Below are 19,155 nucleotides of genomic sequence, written 5' to 3' on the forward strand. Positions count from 1 at the left end.
GATCGTCTGCACCTCGTCGCGGTCGCTCCCGGTCCGGGCGCCGCCGCGCGCCGCGCGCAGGCCCGGTGCGCCCTCGCGGTCGCCCGCGGTACGCCCGTAACGGCCGCGCGTGCCGCCGCCCTCGCCGCGGAAGGAGGAACGCTCCCGATCTCCACGGCCGGCGGCGTCCCGGCCGCCGTCACGGCCGAAGTCACGCCCCCGCCCGGAATCGCGGCCGGAATCGCGGCCGAAGTCGCGGTCGCGGCCACTGGAACGGCCGGACTCGCGGTCGCTGGAACGGCCGAAGTCGCGATCACGGTCGCGCCCGCCGCCCGCACGGGCCGAGTCACGGTCACGACCGAAGTCACGGCCCCGGCCAGAGTCGCGGCCGGACTCGCGGTCGCTGGAACGGCCGAAGTCGCGATCACGGTCGCGCCCGCCGCCCGTACGGCCCGAGTCACGGTCACGGCCGAAGTCACGACCCCGCCCGGACTCGCGGAAGGAGTCGCGGGAGCCGTCGCGGTCGCCTTCGGGGCGGCCGTAGCGGCCGCGGGAGCCGCCGCGCTCGGCCCGGAAGGCGGCGCGGTCGTCGCCGCGGGAGAACGCGCCGGAGAAGCCGCGCGACGGGCGGCCCTCGTCGCGCCGGTCGCCCCCGCCCCGGGGGCCCCGGTCGGCGTCGCGGTAGCGGTCGCCCCGCGCGCCGCCGTCGTCGCCCCTCGACGGGCGGGACGGCCTGGAGTCGGCCCGGAAGGGCCGGGAGTCGGAACCGTGTCCGGATCGGGAACCCGTGCCGCGGGAGCCGCCTCGCCGGTCGCCCTGGGAGCGGAACTCGCCCCCGGACCCGCCGCGGGATCCGCGGGGTCCCTCCTGCCGACCGGTGTTCCGGCTCCGACCGCGTCCCTCACCGGACGGGGTGCCACGCCTGCTGTTCACTACTTCTCCTCAAGGGTTTCCACGTCGTCCGGGAGGAACGGGGCGAGCTCGGGAAGCTCGTCGAGGCTCTTGAGCCCCAGTTTCTCCAGGAAGTAACTCGTCGTCCGGTAGAGCACGGCCTGGCTCTCCGGGTCGGTGCCGGCCTCCTCGACCAGCCCGCGCGCGACCAGCGTCCGCATGACGCCGTCGCTGTTCACACCGCGTACCGCCGCCACCCGGGCCCGGCTGACCGGCTGCCGGTAGGCGACCACGGCGAGGGTCTCCAGAGCGGCCTGCGTGAGCCGCGCCTGCTGTCCGTCCCTGACGAACCGCTCCACCAGCGGGGCGCACTCCGCCCGCGTGTAGAAGCGCCAGCCTCCGGCCACCTCTCGAAGGTCGAAACCCCGTCCGGCCGCCGTGTATTCCGCCGACAGTTCGCGCAGGGCCTTCGCGATCTCGCCCGTGGGCCGTTCCAGGACCTGCGCGAGGGTGATCTCGGCCACCGGTTCGTCCACGACCATGAGGACGGCCTCCAGGGCCGCCCGCAGGCTCTGGACGCCGTCGGGACGCTCGCCGGAGGCCTCCGGACCGTCCCCGGACGCCGGGGCGTCCGCGGGGCTCGGGACGTCCGGCACGTCCACGGGGACGCCGGAGGATCCCGCGGCCGGGCCGGCCACCGGGTCGTCCCGGTCGCCCGTACGGGCGGGGCCGGCCTGGCCGGTTCCCTCGCTGCGTTCCATCGCTCCTCGCTCGTCCTCGGCAGGCGTTCCGGGGCGGGGTGCGCCCGCCGCGGCCCGGTCACCGGAATCCGTCCCGCCGGCCCCTGTCAGGAGCCGGGAGGGGCGTCGCCGGGGGCGGGGTCGCCGCCGTCGCCGCCGTCGTCACCGTCCGCGGGTCCGTCCCCGCCGGGCCCGGCGTCGTCTCCGCCGGACCGGCCGCCGCCCTCGTCGTAGTCGTCGCCGACCGTCACGTCGCCGTCCGCGGTGCCCGTCCAGGAGACGTACAGGTCGCCGAGCGGTTCGAGCTGCTCGAACGCGACGGCGGACTCTCTGAACAGCTCGAGGACGGCCAGGAAGCGGGCGACGACCTCGTACGTGCCCCCGCAGTCGGCGGTCAGCGCCCGGAAGGTCGCCTTCTGGAGCCGGCGCAGCCGCTCGACAAGGATAGCGGCTTGCTCGCGGACGCTGGCGAGCGGTTGGTAGATGTGGGAGACCGAAACGGCCGGCGGGGCCTTCGGCGTGAACGCCCTAGCGGCGATCTTGGCGAGCTGCTCGGGGCCGATGCCCAGCACGAGCTCCGGCAGCAGGTCGGCGAACCGCTTCTCCATCGGCACCGAACGGGGGAAGCGCAGCGCCTCCTCGGCCATCCGGGCCGTGAAGATCTTGCCGACCTCCTTGTACGCCCGATATTGCAGGAGCCGGGCGAACAGCAGGTCGCGGGCCTCCAGGAGAGCGAGGTCCTCCTCGTCCTCCACCTCGCCGGTGGGCAGCAGCCGGGCCGCCTTGAGGTCGAGGAGGGTGGCGGCGACCAGCAGGAAGTGGCTGGTCTGGTCGAGGTCCCACTCGGGGCCGCGGGAGCGGATGTAGGCGATGAACTCGTCGGTGACCTTGTGCAGGGACACCTCGGTGATGTCCAGCTTGTGCTTGGAGATCAGGCCGAGCAGCAGGTCGAAGGGGCCCTCGAAGACGTCCAGGTGGACCTGGAAGCCGCCCTGGGCACCCGGCTCCTGCTCGGTCGCCTGATCCGTCACGCCTGCCATTCTCGCTCACCCGCCGGGCCCGGCCGCCGCCCCGGCGGCAGCCGTACGGGACCGGGCCGGGACGGAGACGGGGGCGCTGCGGTGGTCAGACCCGGGCGGGCCACCGGGCGAGCAGCTCGCGGGCCAGCTCGCGGTAGGCCGTCGCGCCCATCGACGCCGGGTCGAACTGCGTGATCGGCTCCCCGGCCAGGGTGGCGTCGGGGAAGCGGACCGTGCGGTTGATGACCGTGTGGAAGACCTTGTCGCCGAAGCCCTGCATGATCGTCTGGAGCACTTCCCGGGCGTGCAGCGTGCGCGGGTCGTACATGGTGGCCAGCAGGCCGTCGATCTCCAGGCTCTTGTTCAGCCGCTCCTGGACCTTGGTGATCGACTCCATGAGGAGCGCGACGCCGCGCAGCGCGAAGAACTCGCACTCCAGCGGGATGATCACGCTGTGCGCGCAGGTGAGGGCGTTGACCGTGAGCAGGCCGAGGGACGGCTGGCAGTCGATCAGGCAGATGTCGTAGTGCGGCAGGAGGGGCTCGAGCACCCGCTGCAGCGCGTACTCCCTGGCCACCTCGTTGACGAGCCTGATCTCCGCGCCGGACAGGAAGATGTTGCTCGGCAGCAGTTGCATGCCGTCGACCGTGGTGTCGAGCAGGACGTCCTCCAGGGTGACGTCCGGCTCCTCCATGAGCAGGTCGTAGACCGTGGCCTCGAGCGGCCGGGGGTCGATGCCGAGGCCGACCGAGAGCGCGCCCTGGGGGTCGAAGTCGACGAGCAGGACCCGCTGGCCCACCTCGGCCAGCGCGGCACCGAGGTTGATCGTGGTCGTCGTCTTGCCGACGCCGCCCTTCTGGTTGACCATGGCGACGATGCGCGCGGGCCCGTGGGTCTGCGGAGGTGTGGGATCGGGGAACACCGGGCGGGGACGGCCGGTGGGCCCGATCGCGCCGGCGGCGGCGCCCGCGGTCCACGTCCCCTCTGTGGTGGCAGTCACCTGTTGGTCCTCCCTGACGGCGTCGAACCTGATCGAATCTAAAGGGTCGGCACCCGTGCGGCAAGGCGGCGCGCCCATGCCGCGGCGATCGGGGCCGGTCCCGGGGGCGGCGCGCGCCGCCTCAGTGCAGCGCGCGGGGGTGGGCCGCCGCGTAGACCTCCCTGAGCCTGTCGACCGTGACCAGGGTGTACACCTGCGTGGTGGTCACCGAGGCGTGGCCGAGCAACTCCTGGACAACCCTAACGTCGGCGCCGCCGTCCAGGAGGTGTGTTGCGAACGAATGCCGCAACATATGCGGTGAAACCCCAGAAAGTCCGGCCCGGTCCGCGGCCGCCTGGAGCACCTCCCAGGCGCCCTGCCGGGTCAGCCTGCCGCCCCGCGCGTTGAGGAAGAGGGCGGGCGTGCCCCGGCCGTGCGCGGCGAGCAGGGGACGGGCCCGGACGAGGTACGCGTCGAGCGCGCGGCGGGCGAAGCGGCCGAGCGGCACGATCCGGGTCCGGCCGCCCTTGCCGCGCAGGCGCACCTGGTCCTGGTCGGCGTCCCGCTCCCGTGGGGACGAGACGAACGACGGCACCGGAGAGCCGGACGACGAGACCGACCAGTCCGGCGAGCCGGACGACGTCAGCGACGTGCCGGACGAGGTGGGCACGTCGTCCACGGCCAGCCCGACGGCCTCGGAGATCCGGGCGCCCGTGCCGTACAGGACCTCCAGAAGCGCGCGGTTGCGCAGGGCGAGAGGGGAGTCCGCCGGGCCGCAGGCGGCGATGAGCCGCTCGACCTCGGCGACCGTGATGGCCTTGGGCAGCCGCCGCAGCTGCCGCGGCGGCCGCACCTCGTGCGCGGGGTCGTGCCCGGACACGCCCTCCCGCAGGGCGAACCGGTGCAGCCCGCGCACGGCGGACACGGCGCGCGCGGCCGAGCTGGCCACCAGGGCCGGGTGGTCGTCGTCCCCCTCGCGCAGGGCGGCGAGGAAGGCGACGACGTCCGACTCGGCCACGTGGGAGAGCGTGTCCAGCCCCCGCGCCCGGAGATGGTCGAGGTATCGACGCAGGTCGCGGCGGTAGGACGCGAGCGTGTTGGCAGACAGCCCCCGCTCCACCGCCAGATGGGCGAGGTAGCTGGACAGCACCGCCTCGGCCTCGCTCAGGACGTTCCCCCTACGGACTCATGCCTCCGGCGCGTCGGCGGGACGAAGGCCCTTGAAACCGTCGGCGGAAGCGGCGTACGCGGCGAGGATACCGGCGACGGCCGGAGAATTGTGGATCATTCCGTTCAGGGCGCGGTCGACAGCCGCTCCCAGGGGAATCCACTCCACCGGCATGTCGGTCTCCTCGTGCTGGCGGACGAACCCGTTCTCCTCGTCGGGGATGGGTTCGAGGTCGCGCGCGAGGAAGACCCTGATCCGCTCGTTCGACATCCCGGGCGAGGTGTAGAGGTCCACCAGCGTGTGCCACGTGCGGGCGCGGTAGGACGCCTCCTCGGCCAGCTCGCGGGCGGCGCAGGAGACCAGGGGCTCGCCCGGCACGTCGCGGATTCCGGCCGGGAGCTCCCACAGCAGGCGCCGGCAGGGGTGGCGGTACTGCCGCAGCAGCAGCACCCGGTCCTCCCCGTCCAGCGCCAGCACCCCGACCGAGCCGGGGTGGACGACGTAGTCGCGGTCGGCGGTCACCGCGCCCGGCATCTCGACGGTGTCGGTCCGGACGGTGATGACCCGCCCGGCGAACCGGTCCGCGGAGGCGACGACCGGCCACCACTCCTCGGTGTCCTGGATGTTCACCTCGGGGTTCACTTGGCCCGGCCCGCCTTCGCGGAGGTCTCCCGGGCGTCCGCGTACACCAGGGCGGCCTGGATCAGCCCCTTGAACAGGGGATGCGCCCGCGTCGGCCGCGACCGGAACTCGGGGTGGGCCTGGGTGCCGACGAAGAACGGGTGCTGGTCGGCCGCCAGCTCCGCGTACTCGACGAGCCGGCCGTCGGGCGACAGGCCGGAGAAGACCATGCCGACCTTCTCCAACCGCTCCCGGAAGGAGTTGTTCACCTCGTACCGGTGGCGGTGCCGCTCCTCCACCTTGGCCTTGCCGTACAGCTGGCGGGCGAGGGTGCCCTCGGCCAGCTTGGCCGGGTAGAGGCCGAGGCGCATGGTTCCGCCCATGTCGCGCTCGCCCGCGACGACGTCCTCCTGGTCGGCCATAGTGGAGATCACCGGGTCGGGGGTCTTCGGGTCGAACTCGGTGCTGTCGGCGTCCGGGATGCCGGCCAGGTTGCGGGCCGCCTCGATCACCATGCACTGCATGCCGAGGCAGATGCCGAGCAGCGGGACCTTCCGCTCGCGGGCGTGCCGGACCGCGCCGACCTTGCCCTCGATGCCGCGCACGCCGAACCCGCCGGGGATCAGCACGCCGTCGACGCCGTCCAGCTCGCGGTCCGCGCCCTCGGGAGTCTCGCAGTCGTCGCTCTTGACCCACCGGATGTTGACCCGGGCGTCGTTGGCGAAGCCGCCCGCGCGCAGGGCCTCGGTGACCGACAGGTACGCGTCGGGCAGGTCGATGTACTTGCCGACCAGCGCGATCGTGACCTCGGTGGCCGGGCGGTGCACGCGGCGCAGGACCTGGTCCCACTCGGTCCAGTCCACGTCGCGGAACGGGAGACCGAGCCGCCTGACGACGTACGCGTCGAGGCCCTCGGCGTGCAGCACCTTCGGGATGTCGTAGATCGATGCGGCGTCGACGGCGGACACGACGGCGTCCTCGTCCACGTCGCACATCAGGCTGATCTTGCGCTTCAGCGACGTCGTGATCGGCCGGTCGGACCGGCAGACGATGGCGTCGGGCTGGATGCCGATGCTGCGCAGCGCGGCCACCGAGTGCTGGGTCGGCTTGGTCTTCAGCTCGCCGCTCGGGCCGATGTACGGCAGGAGCGACACGTGCAGGAAGAACACGTTGTCACGGCCGACCTCGTGGCGGACCTGCCGGACGGCCTCCAGGAACGGCAGCGACTCGATGTCGCCGACGGTGCCGCCCACCTCGGTGATCACGACGTCGACCTCGGGACCCGCCATGCCGCGGATCCGGTCCTTGATCTCGTTGGTGATGTGCGGGATCACCTGGACGGTGTCGCCGAGGTACTCCCCGCGCCGCTCCTTGGCGATGACGTTGGAGTAGACCTGCCCGGTCGTGACGTTCGCGGAACCGTGCAGCTCGGTGTCGAGGAACCGCTCGTAGTGGCCGACGTCGAGGTCGGTCTCGGCCCCGTCGTCGGTGACGAACACCTCGCCGTGCTGGAACGGGTTCATGGTGCCGGGGTCGACGTTCAGGTAGGGGTCGAGCTTCTGCATCGTGACCCGGAGGCCGCGAAGCTTGAGGAGGCGCCCGAGGCTGGAGGCCGTGAGCCCCTTGCCCAAACTGGAGGCGACGCCGCCGGTGACGAACAGATGCTTGGTTTGTGCGGCGCTGCGCAAATAAGGCTCCCGTGGTCGTTGCCGATCCGGCCGCCCGGATCGGCGGTCGCGATGCCCACGGGCTCTCAGAATATCAAACGCTTGGCATAATCGGGCCCCCCACGTGCGCTGATCCGCCATAGCGGGTAAGCCGACCAACCGGTAGCTTGTCCGATTATGTCGATCGTGAAGCGAGCCGTCGGCCGGCTGGTCCACCGCGGGTGGGCCTACATGCGCGAAGCGGCCGCGATCAGCCCCGGCTCGACCGGCGGATATCGGTTCCGCAGCCTCGGTGAGGGCGCCTGCATCGCCTTCCCCGTCGGTGCGATCTTCGGTGAGGCGTGGATCGAGATCGGCGCCCACACGCTGGTCGGGGAGCGCGTCTCCATGTCCGCCGGGATGGGCCCCGGCGTGGACCTCGGCCCCGCCTCGATCGTCCGCATCGGCCGGGGCTGCTCGATCGGCCGGGGCAGCCACATCGTCGGCCACCAGTCCATCGACATCGGCGACGACGTCTTCACCGGCCCGTACGTCTACATCACCGACCAGAACCACGTGTACGACGACCCGGACACGCCCATCGGGCGGCAGTGGCCGCGCAACAAGCCGGTCGTCATCGGCTCGGGCTCCTGGCTGGGCACGGGGGCGATCATCCTGCCGGGGACGAGGATCGGCCGCCAGTCCGTGGTGGCGGGCGGGGCCGTGGTCAGGGGCGAGTTCCCCGACCACTCCGTCATCGCCGGCGTCCCGGCCAAGGTCGTCCGCAGCCACTCCCCCGAGCTCGGCTGGCACAACCCGTCCGGCCTCCGGCTGTCCGGCCCCCTGACCGCGCCCCGCCCCCCGGCCGAGAGCCTGACCTGGACCGACCGGCTCTCGTAGCGCCCTCGCCGCCGGAGCCCGCGACCCGGACCGACCGGCTCTCGTAGCGCCCTCGCCGCCGGAGCCCGCGACCTGGACCGGCGGGCCTGCCGGACGTAGGTTCACGGCATGCGCACCCGACTCACGGAACTGCTGGGCATCGAGTTCCCGCTGGTCGCCTTCAGCCACTGCCGCGACGTCGTCGCCGCCGTGACCAACGCGGGCGGCTTCGGCGTGCTCGGCGCGGTCGCCTACTCCCCCGCCCGCCTCGACCGCGAGCTGTCGTGGATCGACGAGCAGGTGCGCGGCCGGCCGTACGGCGTCGACGTGCTGCTCCCGGGCCGGGTGGACGCTGCGGCCGCGGACCCGGCGGCCCGGCTGGGAGAGGCGATCCCTGACGCGCACCGCGACTTCGTCGCCCACCTCATGCGCAAGTACGACGTGGGCCGTCCCGACATCTGGCCCCCGGACGGCGGAGCCTGGGCGCCGCCCACGACGGCCGCCGGGCGCGCGGCGGACGAGGCCGGGCGGCGGGTGACCGCGGCGGGGGCGATGGGCCTCGTCGACGTGGCCCTCAAACATCCCGTCCGGCTGATCGCGAGCGCGCTCGGGCCTCCCCCGCCGGAGATGGTGGACAGGGCCCGGTCGGCGGGGGTGCCCGTGGCGGCGCTCGTCGGCACGGTCGAGCACGCGCGGCGGCAGGTGGCCGCCGGAGCCGACGTCGTCGTGGCCCAGGGCACGGAGGCCGGGGGCCACACCGGAGAGATCTCCACGATGGTCCTGGTCCCGCAGGTGGTCGACGCGGTCGCGCCGGTGCCGGTGCTCGCCGCCGGCGGCGTCGCGTCCGGCCGCCAGATGGCCGCCGCGATCGCGCTCGGCGCCGAGGGCGTGTGGTGCGGGTCGGTCTGGCTGACGACCGAGGAGGCCGAGACGCCGCCGGTCGTCCGGGACAAGCTGCTCGCCGCCACGTCCCTCGACACGGTCCGGTCCCGGTGCCGTACGGGGAAGCCGGCCCGGCAACTGAAGTCCGCCTGGACCGAGGAGTGGGACGAGGCCACCGAGAGCCCCGGCCCGCTGCCGATGCCGCTGCAGATGCTGCTGGCAGAGCCGGCGCTCGCCCGGGTCGTACGGGCGGCGGAGGCGGGCGGCGAGGGGGCGCGGGACCTGGCGAACTACTTCGTCGGGCAGGTCGTCGGCCAGATGAACCAGGTCAGACCGGCCCGCGAGGTCGTCTACGCCATCGTCTCCGAGTACGTCGATGCGGTGGCCCGGCTCGGCCGTCTGAACGGCTAAGAACCCCGCCCGGGCGGGCCATCTGCCCCCCACGTGCGGACCGGCCGTCGGCCGGGTCGCCTTGGACGCGAGGACGGCTGGAGGCGTGAAGCGGCGCCGGGCACGCGGCAGATGGACAACGCGGGCGGGCGGAATCCGCCAGGGCGGGCCGTGAACGGGGGTGTCAGGGTGCGCGCCCGGGATCAGCGGCGGCGGCGCGGGCCCGGCGGTTCTCGCGGTAGCGGCGCACCCGCCGTACCAGCCGCCACGCGACCACGGCGAAGACGACGAGCGCGACGATCACCAGCACCGGCACGAAGATCGCGATCAGGCTCATGCCGAGGGAGCTCACGTCCTCGACCGTGCTGACCACCGGCGCGCCCACCCCGGCGGTGGTGGCGTTCACCACGGGCCGCGCCCCGGCCTTGACCAGGTGGACGGCGAGGGCGACCACGATGCCCAGCACCCACCCCACCGCCGGGTGCTCGGCCATCCACGCCGAGTTGTCCAGCTTGGCCGCGGCGGCCGTCGCGCTGAAGACCACGCCGCCCGCCGCGGGCCGCACGGCGGTCTGGATGATGTCGTTGACGTGGTCGACCACGGGAACCTTGTCGAGGACGAACTCCGCGACCAGCAGCACGGCGATGATCCCCAGCACCCAGCCGTTGGACAGCCACGCGTACTCGTGCGGCAGCCGTACGGCGTCGCTGAAGTTGGCGAGCAGGCCGACGACCATCAACGGGATGTACGCGTTGAGCCCGGCCGCGGTCGACAGTCCGAGCCCGGTCAGCGCCGCGAACATGAGCCACCTCCTCCGCTACACGAGACACCCTCGCGTTCACTCAACGGACGGGCGCCCTCGCGTGTCCCCGCTTACTACCTCGGATCGCGCGGCCGACACGTGGATTCACGCTCCCGGCGCCTCGGCCAGCGCGTCGAGGAAGCGGCTGATCTCCTCGGCGCGGGCTCCTCTCTTGCCGAGGGCGCTCATGCGCTGCGCCTGCTCTGTCGTCGGGAGGAACCCGACCAGCAGGGCGGGCAGGAACAGCCGCCGCATGAGCAGCTCGGGGGCCGAGACGCCCTCGGGACGGCGGACGACCGAGACGTTCACCCGGACGGCGTGCTCGTTGCCCGGCGGCACCCCGGGACGGTCGACCTCGATCGCCGCGTAGCGGAATCCGTGGGCGAGGTCGCAGCGCGGGCATCCGGTCCGGCGGCCGAGGGCGCCGCCGCACTCCCCGCACGTCAGCCGGTCGAGGGCGGCGTCCACCACCCGCCAGTCGTGCCGGTGCGGCTCGTCGGCCACCATCCCGGCGACGGCCTGTTCGTCGTCCGGCGACGGGCTGCCGAACTCCGCGAGCAGGAACTCCCGCCAGCCCTCCTCCACGACGGCGTCCACCAGGGCGGCGCATCGCGGGCAGCCGGGCGCTCCCCCGTACTCCCAGCCCCCGCAGGAGAGACATCGCCTCAGGGGTTCACCGACCGCCGGTCGCATCCCGGACCTCCTCCCCGCGAAACGGCCGCCGCGGCGCCCGGTGGCCGCCGCCGGCCGCAGGCTAACCGCCTGCGACCGGGCACGGCCACCCGTTTTCTCGGCCCTGCCGGCGGCTCCCGAGCGGCGGGCCGGCGGCTCCTGAGTGGCGGGCCGGCGGTTACCGCACGCCGGCTTCGCGCATGTCCCGGACCTCGCGCTTGAGCTCCTTGATCTCGTCGCGCAGCCGGGCCGCCACCTCGAACTGGAGGTCGGCCGCCGCCGTGTGCATCTGCTCGGTGAGCGACTCGATCAGCGACTCCAGCTGGGCCCGCGGCATCTCCCCCGCGATGGCCTTGGCGTGCTGCCCCGCCGTACGGGACGCCACCCCAGGGACCGGGGCCTTGCCGCGCGACTGCTGCCGCCCGGCGCCGCCGAGGAGCTGCTCGGTGTCGGCGTCCTCCCGCGCCAGGCTGTCGAGGATGTCCGCGATACGCTTGCGCAGCGGCTGCGGGTCGATGCCGTTGGCCTTGTTGTAGGCGATCTGCTTGGCCCGGCGCCGGTTGGTCTCGTCGATCGCCCGCTCCATGCTGGGCGTGACCTTGTCGGCGTACATGTGGACCTGGCCCGACACGTTGCGGGCCGCGCGGCCGATCGTCTGGATGAGCGAGGTCTCCGAGCGCAGGAAGCCCTCCTTGTCGGCGTCGAGGATCGACACCAGCGACACCTCGGGCAGGTCGAGGCCCTCGCGGAGCAGGTTGATGCCGACCAGCACGTCGAACTCGCCCATCCGCAGCTCGCGCAGCAGCTCGATCCGCCGCAGGGTGTCGACCTCGCTGTGCAGGTAGCGCACCCGGATGCCGTTCTCCAGCAGGTAGTCGGTCAGGTCCTCGGCCATCTTCTTGGTCAGCGTGGTGACCAAGACGCGCTCGTCCCGCTCGGCCCGCGCCCGGATCTCCTCCATGAGGTCGTCGATCTGGCCCTTGGTCGGCTTGATGACCACCTCGGGGTCGACCAGGCCGGTGGGCCGGATGACCTGCTCGACCACGTCGCCCTTGCTCCGCCCCAGCTCGTACGGCCCGGGGGTGGCGGACAGGTACACGGTCTGGCCGATCCGCTCCAGGAACTCCTCCCACTTCAGCGGGCGGTTGTCCATGGCGGACGGCAGCCGGAAGCCGTGCTCCACGAGCGTGCGCTTGCGGGAGGCGTCGCCCTCGTACATGGCGCCGATCTGCGGGACGGTCTGGTGCGACTCGTCGAGCACCAGCAGGAAGTCGTCCGGGAAGAAGTCGAGAAGGGTGTGGGGCGCGGTGCCCGCCTCACGCCCGTCGATGTGGCGGGAGTAGTTCTCGATGCCGGCGCAGGTGCCGATCTGGCGCATCATCTCGATGTCGTACGTCGTGCGCATGCGCAGGCGCTGGGCCTCCAGCAGCTTGCCCTGCCGCTCCAGCTCGGCCAGCCGGTCGACCAGCTCGGCCTCGATCCCGGCGATCGCCCGCTCCATCCGCTCCGGGCCCGCCACATAGTGGGAGGCCGGGAAGATGTGCAGCTCGTCGTCCTCCCCCACGACCTCGCCGGTCAGCGGGTGGAGGGTGGCCAGCTTCTCGATCTCGTCGCCGAACATCTCGATGCGGACGGCCAGCTCCTGGTAGACCGGGATGACCTCGACCGTGTCGCCGCGCACCCGGAACGTGCCGCGGGTGAAGGCCAGGTCGTTGCGCGCGTACTGCATGTCGACGAGCTTGCGCAGCAGCTGGTCGCGGTCGATCCGCTGGCCGACCTTCAGCCCGACCATCCGGTCGACGTACTCCTGCGGGGTGCCCAGGCCGTAGATGCATGACACCGAGGCGACCACGACGACGTCGCGGCGCGACACCAGCGACCAGGTCGCCGAGTGGCGCAGCCGCTCCACCTCCTCGTTGATCGAGGAGTCCTTCTCGATGTAGGTGTCGCTCTGCGGGACGTACGCCTCGGGCTGGTAGTAGTCGTAGTACGACACGAAGTATTCGACGGCGTTGCCGGGCAGCATCTCCCGCAGCTCGTTGGCGAACTGCGCGGCCAGCGTCTTGTTCGGCTGCATGACCAGCGTCGGCCGCTGGACCCGCTCGATGAGCCAGGCCACGGTGGCCGTCTTGCCGGTGCCGGTCGCGCCCAGCAGGACGGTGTCCTTCTCCCCCGCCCTGACCCGGCGCTCCAGCTCCGCGATGGCGGTGGGCTGGTCGCCGGACGGCGTCATGTCGGTGACCACCTCGAACGGCGCCACCCTGCGCTGCAGATCCGCGATAGATGTCATCGCCCGCTCACCACTCCTCGCTCGTCTCGCGGTCGCCCCGTCCCCCGGCCGCCCCGCAGGACGCCGCGCCGCCGGCCGTGCCGCTCGGCGCCCCGGACCGGCTCTCACCGCACCTCACATAACCTACGCGCCGCCACCGACAATTCCGCCGCCCTCCCGCGGCGGCGCCCGGCGGAGGGCCGGGACACGCGTCGCCGCCCGGGCCTTTGCCCGCGCGTGACCCGGTGGTTACGATGCGGGCGGGGGCCGACACCGGCGGATGCGGGGCTGACTCATGGCGGGGTTCAAGGAGGCCGCTGGCCGTTCCCTCTCGTGGGCTGCCAAGAACGTCGACGGCGCGATCGCCCTGGTGCTCGCCGTCGCGGTGGGCGTGCTGGGGGTGCTGCCCGACTCCGTGCTCAACGACAAGGTGAAGGTTCAGCTGGTCAGCAGCAGCACCCTCGTCGTCCTGGCGCTGGTCGCCACGGCCCTCCTGCGCGACCGCGTACGGCAGGAGCCGGTCGAGGAGGCGATGAACGCGACCTCGGCCGCGCTCACCGGGCTCCCGGAGCGGCTGCGCCGCCTCGACGAGCTGGAGGCCCTGGTCGGCGACACCCGGCGGGCGCTGGAGGACATGTCGGTCGTGCGGGTGCTCGGCAGCCAGCACGAGATCGCCCAGGCCCACGCGGACGCGCGGCGCGGCACCGACCGGTGGACGTTCAAGGGCGGCACCGGCACCTACATCCGCGCGGTGACGCTCCCCGAGTGCGTCGCCGCCGCCCGCCGGGAGAAGCGGCACCTCACGATCCGGCTGGAGATCATCGACCCGGCCGACGAGGAGGTCTGCGAGAGCTACGCGCACTACCGCCGGTCGCTGTCCGACCGTCCCGACGGCACGGGCGAGGTGTGGACGACCGACCGAGCCAGGAAGGAGTCGTTCGCGACCGTGCTCGCGGCGTTCTGGCACCGCCAGCGGTACGGCCTGCTGGACATCGCGGTCGGCCTGTCGTCGGTGATGACGACGTTCCGCTGGGACCTGTCCAGCCACGCCGTGATCATGACGGTGGAGGACCCCAACCGCGCGATGACCGCCCTCGCCGGCACCTTCTACTACGAGAGCTGCGACACCGAGCTGCGCACCAGCCTCGAACAGGCCCGCCGGGTGCCGGTCGACCGGTACAAGACCGTGCCGCTCAGCGACGAGCCGACGGTCGAGGAGGTCCGCCGGCTCTTCGACCGGATCGACCTGCCCCTGCCCAAGTCGTTCACCGACCGGGACGTCGTCCAGATCGCCCGGAAGGCACTGCGGGCGAAGGACCCGTACGGATCATGAGATACCAGGACGTGCTGGACACGATCGACGGCGGCCGCACCCGCGAGTGGGCGCTGGATGTCCTCGGCGAGATCGCCGCGGGCGGGTCCGGCGTGCGCGCGGTCCGCCACCCCCTCGGGTTCCTCTGCCTGCCGGTCGAGCGGGCGGGCGAGTTCGGCGTGTGCGTGCACGTGTGGTCGGCCGGCGCCGCGCACGCGGTGAGCACGACGTCGCAGGTCCACTGCCACAGCTGGGACCTGGTCAGCCACGTGCTCTACGGCCAGGTCCGCAACGTCCACGCGGTGGTGTCCGACGCCGCCGACCACCCCACCCACCGCGTCTTCGCGGTCACCAGCACGCCGGACGGCGACGTGATCAGGCCGACCGGCCGCACCGTCCGGTACGCCGCCGGGCGGGCCGAGCTGTTCGGCCCCGGCGACACCTACACGCTCGGGGCCGGCGCGTTCCACAGCAGCGTCATCCCCGAGGGCGGCGAGGCCGCGACCGTCGCGCTGGGCCGGGGCAGGCCCGGCCTCGGCGACCTGTCGCTCGGCCCGCTCGCCACGCCCCTCCACCACGTGAGGCGCGAACGCCTCGACGACGCCGAGACCGCCCGCGCCGCCGAGCTGGCCAGGAGGAGCATATGGACCTCGAACACGCGCGGCGGGTAGCCGTCGAGGCCGCGGAGGCCGCCGGGACCGCCCTCCGGGCGGGCGCGTCCGGCCCCGTCGGCGTCCACCCCAAGGGCCGGTCGGGGGACGTCGTGACCGACCTCGACCTCGCCGCCGAACGCATCCTCCTCGACCGCATCCGGGCCGCGTTCCCCACGCATCGGATTGTCGCCGAGGAGTCGGGCGTCCACGGCGGCGGCGACTGGACCTGGCTCATCGACCCGCTCGACGGGACCAACAACGTCGCCATCGGGCTGCCCGCCTACGTCGTGGGGCTCGCCCTGTGCTCCGGCGGGCGCCCGCTGCTCGGCGTCGTCCACGACCCCGTCACCGGGCACACCTGGTCGGCCGTGCGCGACGCGGGCGCGCTCGGCCCGTCCGGCCCGCTGAACGGTCCCGCGCCGCGCGACCTGCCGCACGGCCCGGTCCTCGCGTGGACCCAGGGGTACGGCGTCGCCCGCGACGACCCGGCCGTACGGTCCCTGAAGATGACGATGGAGGTACGGGCCCGGCGGGTGCTCCAGCTGTGGGCGCCGCTGCTGTCGTGGGCCATGCTGGCCCGGGGGGACATCGACGGGATGATCGGCTACCGCGCCGAGGCCGTCGACCTGCCGGCCGGCGCGCTCATCGCCCAGGAGGCGGGCCTGGAGATCCGCGCCCTCGACGGCGGCCCGTTCGAGGAGGACGTCGACGGGCCCCGGGAGGACCGCAGCTTCGTGGCCGCCCGGCCCGAGCTGATCGGCGACCTGCTCGCGCTGGTCGCCGAGGCCCGCGTCCTCGCCGCCGCGCTCCCGCCCGCCCCGACCGCGCACGCCTGACCGGCCCACGCCCCGGGTACAGCCAGCCGGTCAGGGGCCGATCAGGGCGACGGCGAGGTCGTGGACCGACCGTCTCAGCCGTTCCACGCCCCCGTCGGCCATGACGTGGCGCACCAGGTCGCCGTCGAAGAGCGCGAGCAGCGCGTGCGCGGCGAAGCCGGCGTCGAGGTCCGGGCGGATCTCCGCCATGAGGGCGGTCAGGTGGCCGTGCCAGCGGACGTACGTCGGGTCGGCGTACCGGTCCTCGGCGCACACCCGCTCGTGCGCGGCGAACAGGGCGACGTTCCGGCCGGCGAGCTCGGCGAGCTCCCCGAGGAAGCCCAGCAGCCGGGAGCGCGGAGGGGCGCCGGGGCCGAGCGCCGTACCCGGGGTCGCGACGTCCTCGGCGAGCCGGGCCGCCCTCTCGGCGAGCAGCTCCTGGAACAGGCCCGCACTGTTCCCGAACCGCCGGAAGACCGTGCCCTTGCCGACGCCCGCCCTGGCGGCGACCTGGTCGAGGGAGAACCGCTCGGGGCCGTGCTCGGCCAGCAGCTCCTCCGTCGCCCGCAGGACGGCGAGGCGGTTGCGGGCGGCGTCGGCGCGTTCCCGGACCACTCGACCACTCCCTCTTGTAGCCGGACCGGCAGTCCTCCTACTATCGCACGACGGAATGTGGACCACCGGTCCGGATAACGACGGAAGGAAGTGGTGTGCGCGCGCTGATCGTCTCCCCCGGCGGACCCCTGCTCTCCCAGGACGTGCCGGAGCCCGAGCCCCGCCCGGACGAGGCGCTGGTGGAGGTGCGGCACGCCTCCGCCAACTTCGGCGAGCTGCGCCACGCGGCGGGCCTGCCGCCGGGCACGGTGATGGGCTACGACGCCGCGGGCGTGGTCCTGCGGCCGGCGTCCGACGGGAGCGGGCCGGGGGCGGGCGAACGGGTCGTGGCCTTCGGGGCGGGAGCCTGGGCCGAGCGGGCCGCGTTCCCCACCGGCTCACTGGCCGTCGTGCCCGCGGGGGCGGGCCTGGCCGAGGCGGCCGCGCTCCCCCTGGCCGGGCTCACGGCCCTGCGGACGATCCGGGCGGCCGGGCCGGTCCTCGGGCGGCGGCTGCTGGTCACCGGGGCGTCCGGAGGCGTCGGCCGCTACGCCGTCCAGCTGGCCAGGCGGGCCGGGGCGTACGTGATCGCCTCGGTCGGCGCGCCCGGACGCGGTGAGGGCCTGCGCGAGCTGGGGGCCGACGAGGTCGTCGTCGGCCTCGACGGCCTGGCGCCGGTCGACGTCGTGCTGGAACTGACCGGCGGCCCGGCGCTGGTGCGCTGCTGGGAGCTGCTGCGCCCGGGCGGCAGCCTGCAGAGCGTCGGGTGGGCCTCCGGCGAGCCGGCCGTCCTGCCGCCCGGGTGGAACTTCTCGCTCGGGCCGGCCCGGACGCTCAGCTCGTTCGGGGACGTGTCCGAGCCCGGCCCCGACCTGGCGTATCTCGCCGGCCTGCTGGCGTCCGGCGGCCTGTCCGCCGAGGTGGCCTGGCGCGGGTCGTGGGAGCGGATCGGCGAGGCGTCCCGCGCCCTGCTCGGCCGGCGCCTGGCCGGGAAGATCGTCATGGACCTGTAGCGCCCCCGGAGGCGGCTCAGGCAGTGGCGAGGAGGACGGCGACGGTCGCGGCGATGGCGGCCGCGGCGAGACCGGCGCCCGTCAGCACGAACTTGGCGAGCGGCACCCGCACCTCCCCGCGGCGGCACCACTCGAACCACAGCAGGGTGGCGAGCGACCCCCAGGGCGTGACGACCGGCCCCAGGTTGGTGCCGACGAGCAGCGACAGCAGCTGCGTGTGGTTCGCCGCGGGAATGACCTGCTCGCCCGCGACGTAGGCCGGCAGGTTGTTCACGACGTTGGACAGGCCCGCCCCGGCCGCCGCGGCCCGGTAGGCGCCGTCGCCGTCGGAGCCGGAGCCGATGATCGCGTGCATGACGTCCGCCAGCCCGAACCTGCTGAGGGTGGGGACCACGAGGAACAGCCCGGTCACGAACACCAGCAGCCGCCACGGCAGCAGGCTCCAGGCGAGCTTCGACCGGTCGCGCCACGCGAAGGCCGCGACCACGGCCACCGCCGCGACCAGCGCCGCCACCCCGATCTGGACGCCCACGAGAATGGCGGCGACGAACAGCACGCAGGCCACGCCCGCCACCCCGAACAGCACGCGGTCGGCCACGGCGACGGGGGGCGGCGGCTGGTAGCGGGCCTCCCCCCGCTCCCCGCGCCGCCAGTAGAACACCCACAGGAACGCCATCGTGACGACGATCGAGACCAGCGTCGGCGCCCACATCCGGGCCGCGAACGCGCGGGTCTCGAGGGCCACCCGGTTCATGGCGAGCAGGTTGGTCAGGTTGGAGACCGGCAGCAGCAGGCTGGCGGTGTTGGCCAGCCACGCCGTGGTCATCGCCAGCGGCAGCGGCGCGATCTTGGCACGGGGGGCCAGCGCCAGCATGACCGGGGTGAGCAGCACGGCCGTGGTGTCCAGGTTGAGGACGATCGTCACGAGGGAGGCGAACGCCGTGCAGAGGAGGAACAGCGCGAAGTAGCTGCCGCGGCCGACGATCGCGAGGCGGGTCGCGATGACGTCGAAGACCTGCGCCTCCTTCGTCAGCTCCGCCAGCACGATCACCGCGCCGAGGAACAGCAGCAGGGGCGCGATGCGGTCGATGCTGTCCCTGGCCGTCGCCGCGGGCAGCAGGCCGGTGGCCACGAACACGATCCCGGCTGCCAGCAGCCCGAACCTAATCCAGTCGAGAACGGACACCCGCCGAAGCCCACCCGCCACGGGGCACACCCTATATCGGTGTGATCGGCCCGGTACCACCGGAGATCGCGCAAGCCCTCCAAACCGTCGGTTACAGCGGGGATACTGGCGTCATGACCCGTGGCGATCTCCCCCGTCGTCCCCGCCCCGCCGTCCCCGCCCCGGGAGCGGGCGTACGGGAGACGGCATGAACGGCCGCGAGGACGCCCGGACAGAGATCTTCGTCAGCTACTCCCCCGCCGACGAGCGGTGGGCGACGTGGATCGCCTGGCAGCTGGAGGCCGCCGGCTACCGCACCATGCTCCAGGCGTGGGACTTCGTGCCCGGCACCAACTTCATCGACTTCATGGACCGCGGCGTCAGCGAGGCCGACCTCGTCGTCGCCGTGCTCACCCGCAACTACCTCCAGTCGCGGTACGGACGGCTGGAGTGGCAGGCCGCGCTGCGCGCCGATCCCGACAACCCCTCCAACAAGCTCGTCACCGTGCGGCTGGAGGACTGCCCGCTCGAGGGCCTGCTGTCGACGATCACCTGGGTCGACCTCCTCGGGGTGGCCGATCCCGACGAGGCCCGGCGGCTGCTGCTCACCCGGATCCGCCAGGCGCTCGCCGGGCGCGCCAAGCCCGCCGAGCAGCCCCACTTCCC

At 73.5% G+C, this 19,155-nt stretch carries 18 protein-coding genes and 1 pseudogene; 7 read left to right on the forward strand and 12 right to left on the reverse strand.

Translation table 11 applies throughout. The features are described 5' to 3' along the window. The 7 genes and pseudogenes from MPTA5024_RS41945 to MPTA5024_RS08250 form a co-directional block, all read right to left on the reverse strand. Positions 1 to 912, reverse strand: a pseudogene (locus MPTA5024_RS41945) (hypothetical protein); the annotation flags it as partial. Then, positions 912 to 1,631 carry an SMC-Scp complex subunit ScpB gene (gene scpB, locus MPTA5024_RS08225; protein WP_084369500.1) on the reverse strand — a complete coding sequence of 240 codons (720 nt, stop codon included), beginning with the start codon at positions 1,629 to 1,631 and terminating at the stop codon, positions 912 to 914. The pseudogene MPTA5024_RS41945 and the gene scpB, both read right to left, overlap by 1 nt. 86 nt (positions 1,632 to 1,717) lie before the next feature. Further along, positions 1,718 to 2,650, reverse strand: coding sequence for a segregation and condensation protein A (locus tag MPTA5024_RS08230; RefSeq protein WP_198167010.1), 933 nt, complete (start codon positions 2,648 to 2,650; stop codon positions 1,718 to 1,720). Between the two features lie 85 nt (positions 2,651 to 2,735). After that, on the reverse strand, positions 2,736 to 3,629 hold the full coding sequence (locus MPTA5024_RS08235) for a ParA family protein (RefSeq protein ID WP_036321220.1): 894 nt from the start codon (positions 3,627 to 3,629) through the stop codon (positions 2,736 to 2,738). A 121-nt stretch (positions 3,630 to 3,750) separates the two neighbouring features. Further along, complete coding sequence (locus tag MPTA5024_RS08240) at positions 3,751 to 4,758, reverse strand: site-specific tyrosine recombinase XerD (protein WP_232326292.1); 1,008 nt, start codon at positions 4,756 to 4,758, stop codon at positions 3,751 to 3,753. Positions 4,759 to 4,794: 36 nt separating this feature from the next. Continuing rightward, complete coding sequence (locus MPTA5024_RS08245; protein WP_036321225.1) at positions 4,795 to 5,418, reverse strand: NUDIX domain-containing protein; 624 nt, start codon at positions 5,416 to 5,418, stop codon at positions 4,795 to 4,797. Next, positions 5,415 to 7,085, reverse strand: coding sequence for a CTP synthase (locus MPTA5024_RS08250; protein WP_036321227.1), 1,671 nt, complete (start codon positions 7,083 to 7,085; stop codon positions 5,415 to 5,417). The genes MPTA5024_RS08245 and MPTA5024_RS08250 overlap by 4 nt, the downstream gene beginning before the upstream one ends. 156 nt (positions 7,086 to 7,241) lie before the next feature. Here MPTA5024_RS08250 and MPTA5024_RS08255 point away from each other — a divergent pair, with 156 nt between their 5' ends. Continuing rightward, complete coding sequence (locus MPTA5024_RS08255; RefSeq protein WP_084369502.1) at positions 7,242 to 7,943, forward strand: acyltransferase; 702 nt, start codon at positions 7,242 to 7,244, stop codon at positions 7,941 to 7,943. A gap of 108 nt (positions 7,944 to 8,051) precedes the next feature. After that, positions 8,052 to 9,215 carry an NAD(P)H-dependent flavin oxidoreductase gene (locus MPTA5024_RS08260; protein WP_036321230.1) on the forward strand — a complete coding sequence of 388 codons (1,164 nt, stop codon included), beginning with the start codon at positions 8,052 to 8,054 and terminating at the stop codon, positions 9,213 to 9,215. Positions 9,216 to 9,378: 163 nt separating this feature from the next. Here MPTA5024_RS08260 and MPTA5024_RS08265 read toward each other — a convergent pair whose 3' ends face one another. The 3 genes from MPTA5024_RS08265 to uvrB all read right to left on the reverse strand — a co-directional run bounded on the left by MPTA5024_RS08265 (position 9,379) and on the right by uvrB (position 12,958). Next, entirely contained in the window at positions 9,379 to 9,996 is a 618-nt protein-coding gene (locus MPTA5024_RS08265; RefSeq protein WP_036321232.1) for a DUF4126 domain-containing protein, read from the reverse strand. A 105-nt stretch (positions 9,997 to 10,101) separates the two neighbouring features. Further along, positions 10,102 to 10,593, reverse strand: a complete 492-nt coding sequence (locus tag MPTA5024_RS08270; RefSeq protein WP_198167011.1) for a hypothetical protein — start codon at positions 10,591 to 10,593, stop codon at positions 10,102 to 10,104. Between the two features lie 253 nt (positions 10,594 to 10,846). Further along, entirely contained in the window at positions 10,847 to 12,958 is a 2,112-nt protein-coding gene (uvrB, locus tag MPTA5024_RS08275; RefSeq protein ID WP_036321236.1) for an excinuclease ABC subunit UvrB, read from the reverse strand. Positions 12,959 to 13,232: 274 nt separating this feature from the next. On the opposite strand from uvrB, the gene MPTA5024_RS08280 reads away from it, so the two are divergent. From MPTA5024_RS08280 to MPTA5024_RS08290, 3 genes are read left to right on the forward strand one after another with little or no spacing between them, the layout of a single operon-like run. Continuing rightward, complete coding sequence (locus tag MPTA5024_RS08280) at positions 13,233 to 14,270, forward strand: hypothetical protein (RefSeq protein WP_036321237.1); 1,038 nt, start codon at positions 13,233 to 13,235, stop codon at positions 14,268 to 14,270. Beyond that, positions 14,267 to 14,920, forward strand: coding sequence for a hypothetical protein (locus tag MPTA5024_RS08285; RefSeq protein WP_051457846.1), 654 nt, complete (start codon positions 14,267 to 14,269; stop codon positions 14,918 to 14,920). Before MPTA5024_RS08280 ends, MPTA5024_RS08285 begins: the two co-directional genes overlap by 4 nt. Beyond that, positions 14,893 to 15,738, forward strand: a complete 846-nt coding sequence (locus MPTA5024_RS08290) for an inositol monophosphatase family protein (protein WP_051457847.1) — start codon at positions 14,893 to 14,895, stop codon at positions 15,736 to 15,738. Before MPTA5024_RS08285 ends, MPTA5024_RS08290 begins: the two co-directional genes overlap by 28 nt. A gap of 30 nt (positions 15,739 to 15,768) precedes the next feature. On the opposite strand, the gene MPTA5024_RS08295 is transcribed toward MPTA5024_RS08290, so the two are convergent. Beyond that, positions 15,769 to 16,332, reverse strand: a complete 564-nt coding sequence (locus MPTA5024_RS08295) for a TetR/AcrR family transcriptional regulator (protein WP_157099334.1) — start codon at positions 16,330 to 16,332, stop codon at positions 15,769 to 15,771. 95 nt (positions 16,333 to 16,427) lie between these two features. Here MPTA5024_RS08295 and MPTA5024_RS08300 point away from each other — a divergent pair, with 95 nt between their 5' ends. Then, the gene (locus tag MPTA5024_RS08300) at positions 16,428 to 17,324 is read left to right on the forward strand and encodes a zinc-binding dehydrogenase (RefSeq protein WP_198167012.1); all 897 of its coding nucleotides are present in this window, start codon (positions 16,428 to 16,430) and stop codon (positions 17,322 to 17,324) included. A 16-nt stretch (positions 17,325 to 17,340) separates the two neighbouring features. On the opposite strand, the gene MPTA5024_RS08305 is transcribed toward MPTA5024_RS08300, so the two are convergent. Beyond that, entirely contained in the window at positions 17,341 to 18,531 is a 1,191-nt protein-coding gene (locus MPTA5024_RS08305) for an SLC13 family permease (RefSeq protein WP_084369503.1), read from the reverse strand. Positions 18,532 to 18,697: 166 nt separating this feature from the next. Between MPTA5024_RS08305 and MPTA5024_RS41950 the strand changes: the two genes are divergently transcribed. Continuing rightward, positions 18,698 to 19,155, forward strand: a 458-nt coding sequence (locus MPTA5024_RS41950) for a toll/interleukin-1 receptor domain-containing protein (protein ID WP_036321241.1), incomplete at its 3' end; no start/stop codon positions are given.

Origin of the sequence: Microbispora sp. ATCC PTA-5024, assembly GCF_000511135.2 — a bacterium.
Classification (GTDB): domain Bacteria; phylum Actinomycetota; class Actinomycetes; order Streptosporangiales; family Streptosporangiaceae; genus Microbispora; species Microbispora corallina.

Coding starts and splice junctions, on each gene's coding strand:
- MPTA5024_RS08230 (WP_198167010.1), bottom strand. CDS start 2,650: ATGGCAGGCGTGACGGATCAGGCGACCGAGCAGGAGCCGGGTGCCCAG.
- MPTA5024_RS08260 (WP_036321230.1), top strand. CDS start 8,052: ATGCGCACCCGACTCACGGAACTGCTGGGCATCGAGTTCCCGCTGGTC.
- MPTA5024_RS08255 (WP_084369502.1), top strand. CDS start 7,242: ATGTCGATCGTGAAGCGAGCCGTCGGCCGGCTGGTCCACCGCGGGTGG.
- MPTA5024_RS08280 (WP_036321237.1), top strand. CDS start 13,233: ATGGCGGGGTTCAAGGAGGCCGCTGGCCGTTCCCTCTCGTGGGCTGCC.
- scpB (WP_084369500.1), bottom strand. CDS start 1,631: ATGGAACGCAGCGAGGGAACCGGCCAGGCCGGCCCCGCCCGTACGGGC.
- MPTA5024_RS08265 (WP_036321232.1), bottom strand. CDS start 9,996: ATGTTCGCGGCGCTGACCGGGCTCGGACTGTCGACCGCGGCCGGGCTC.
- MPTA5024_RS08285 (WP_051457846.1), top strand. CDS start 14,267: ATGAGATACCAGGACGTGCTGGACACGATCGACGGCGGCCGCACCCGC.
- uvrB (WP_036321236.1), bottom strand. CDS start 12,958: ATGACATCTATCGCGGATCTGCAGCGCAGGGTGGCGCCGTTCGAGGTG.
- MPTA5024_RS08290 (WP_051457847.1), top strand. CDS start 14,893: ATGGACCTCGAACACGCGCGGCGGGTAGCCGTCGAGGCCGCGGAGGCC.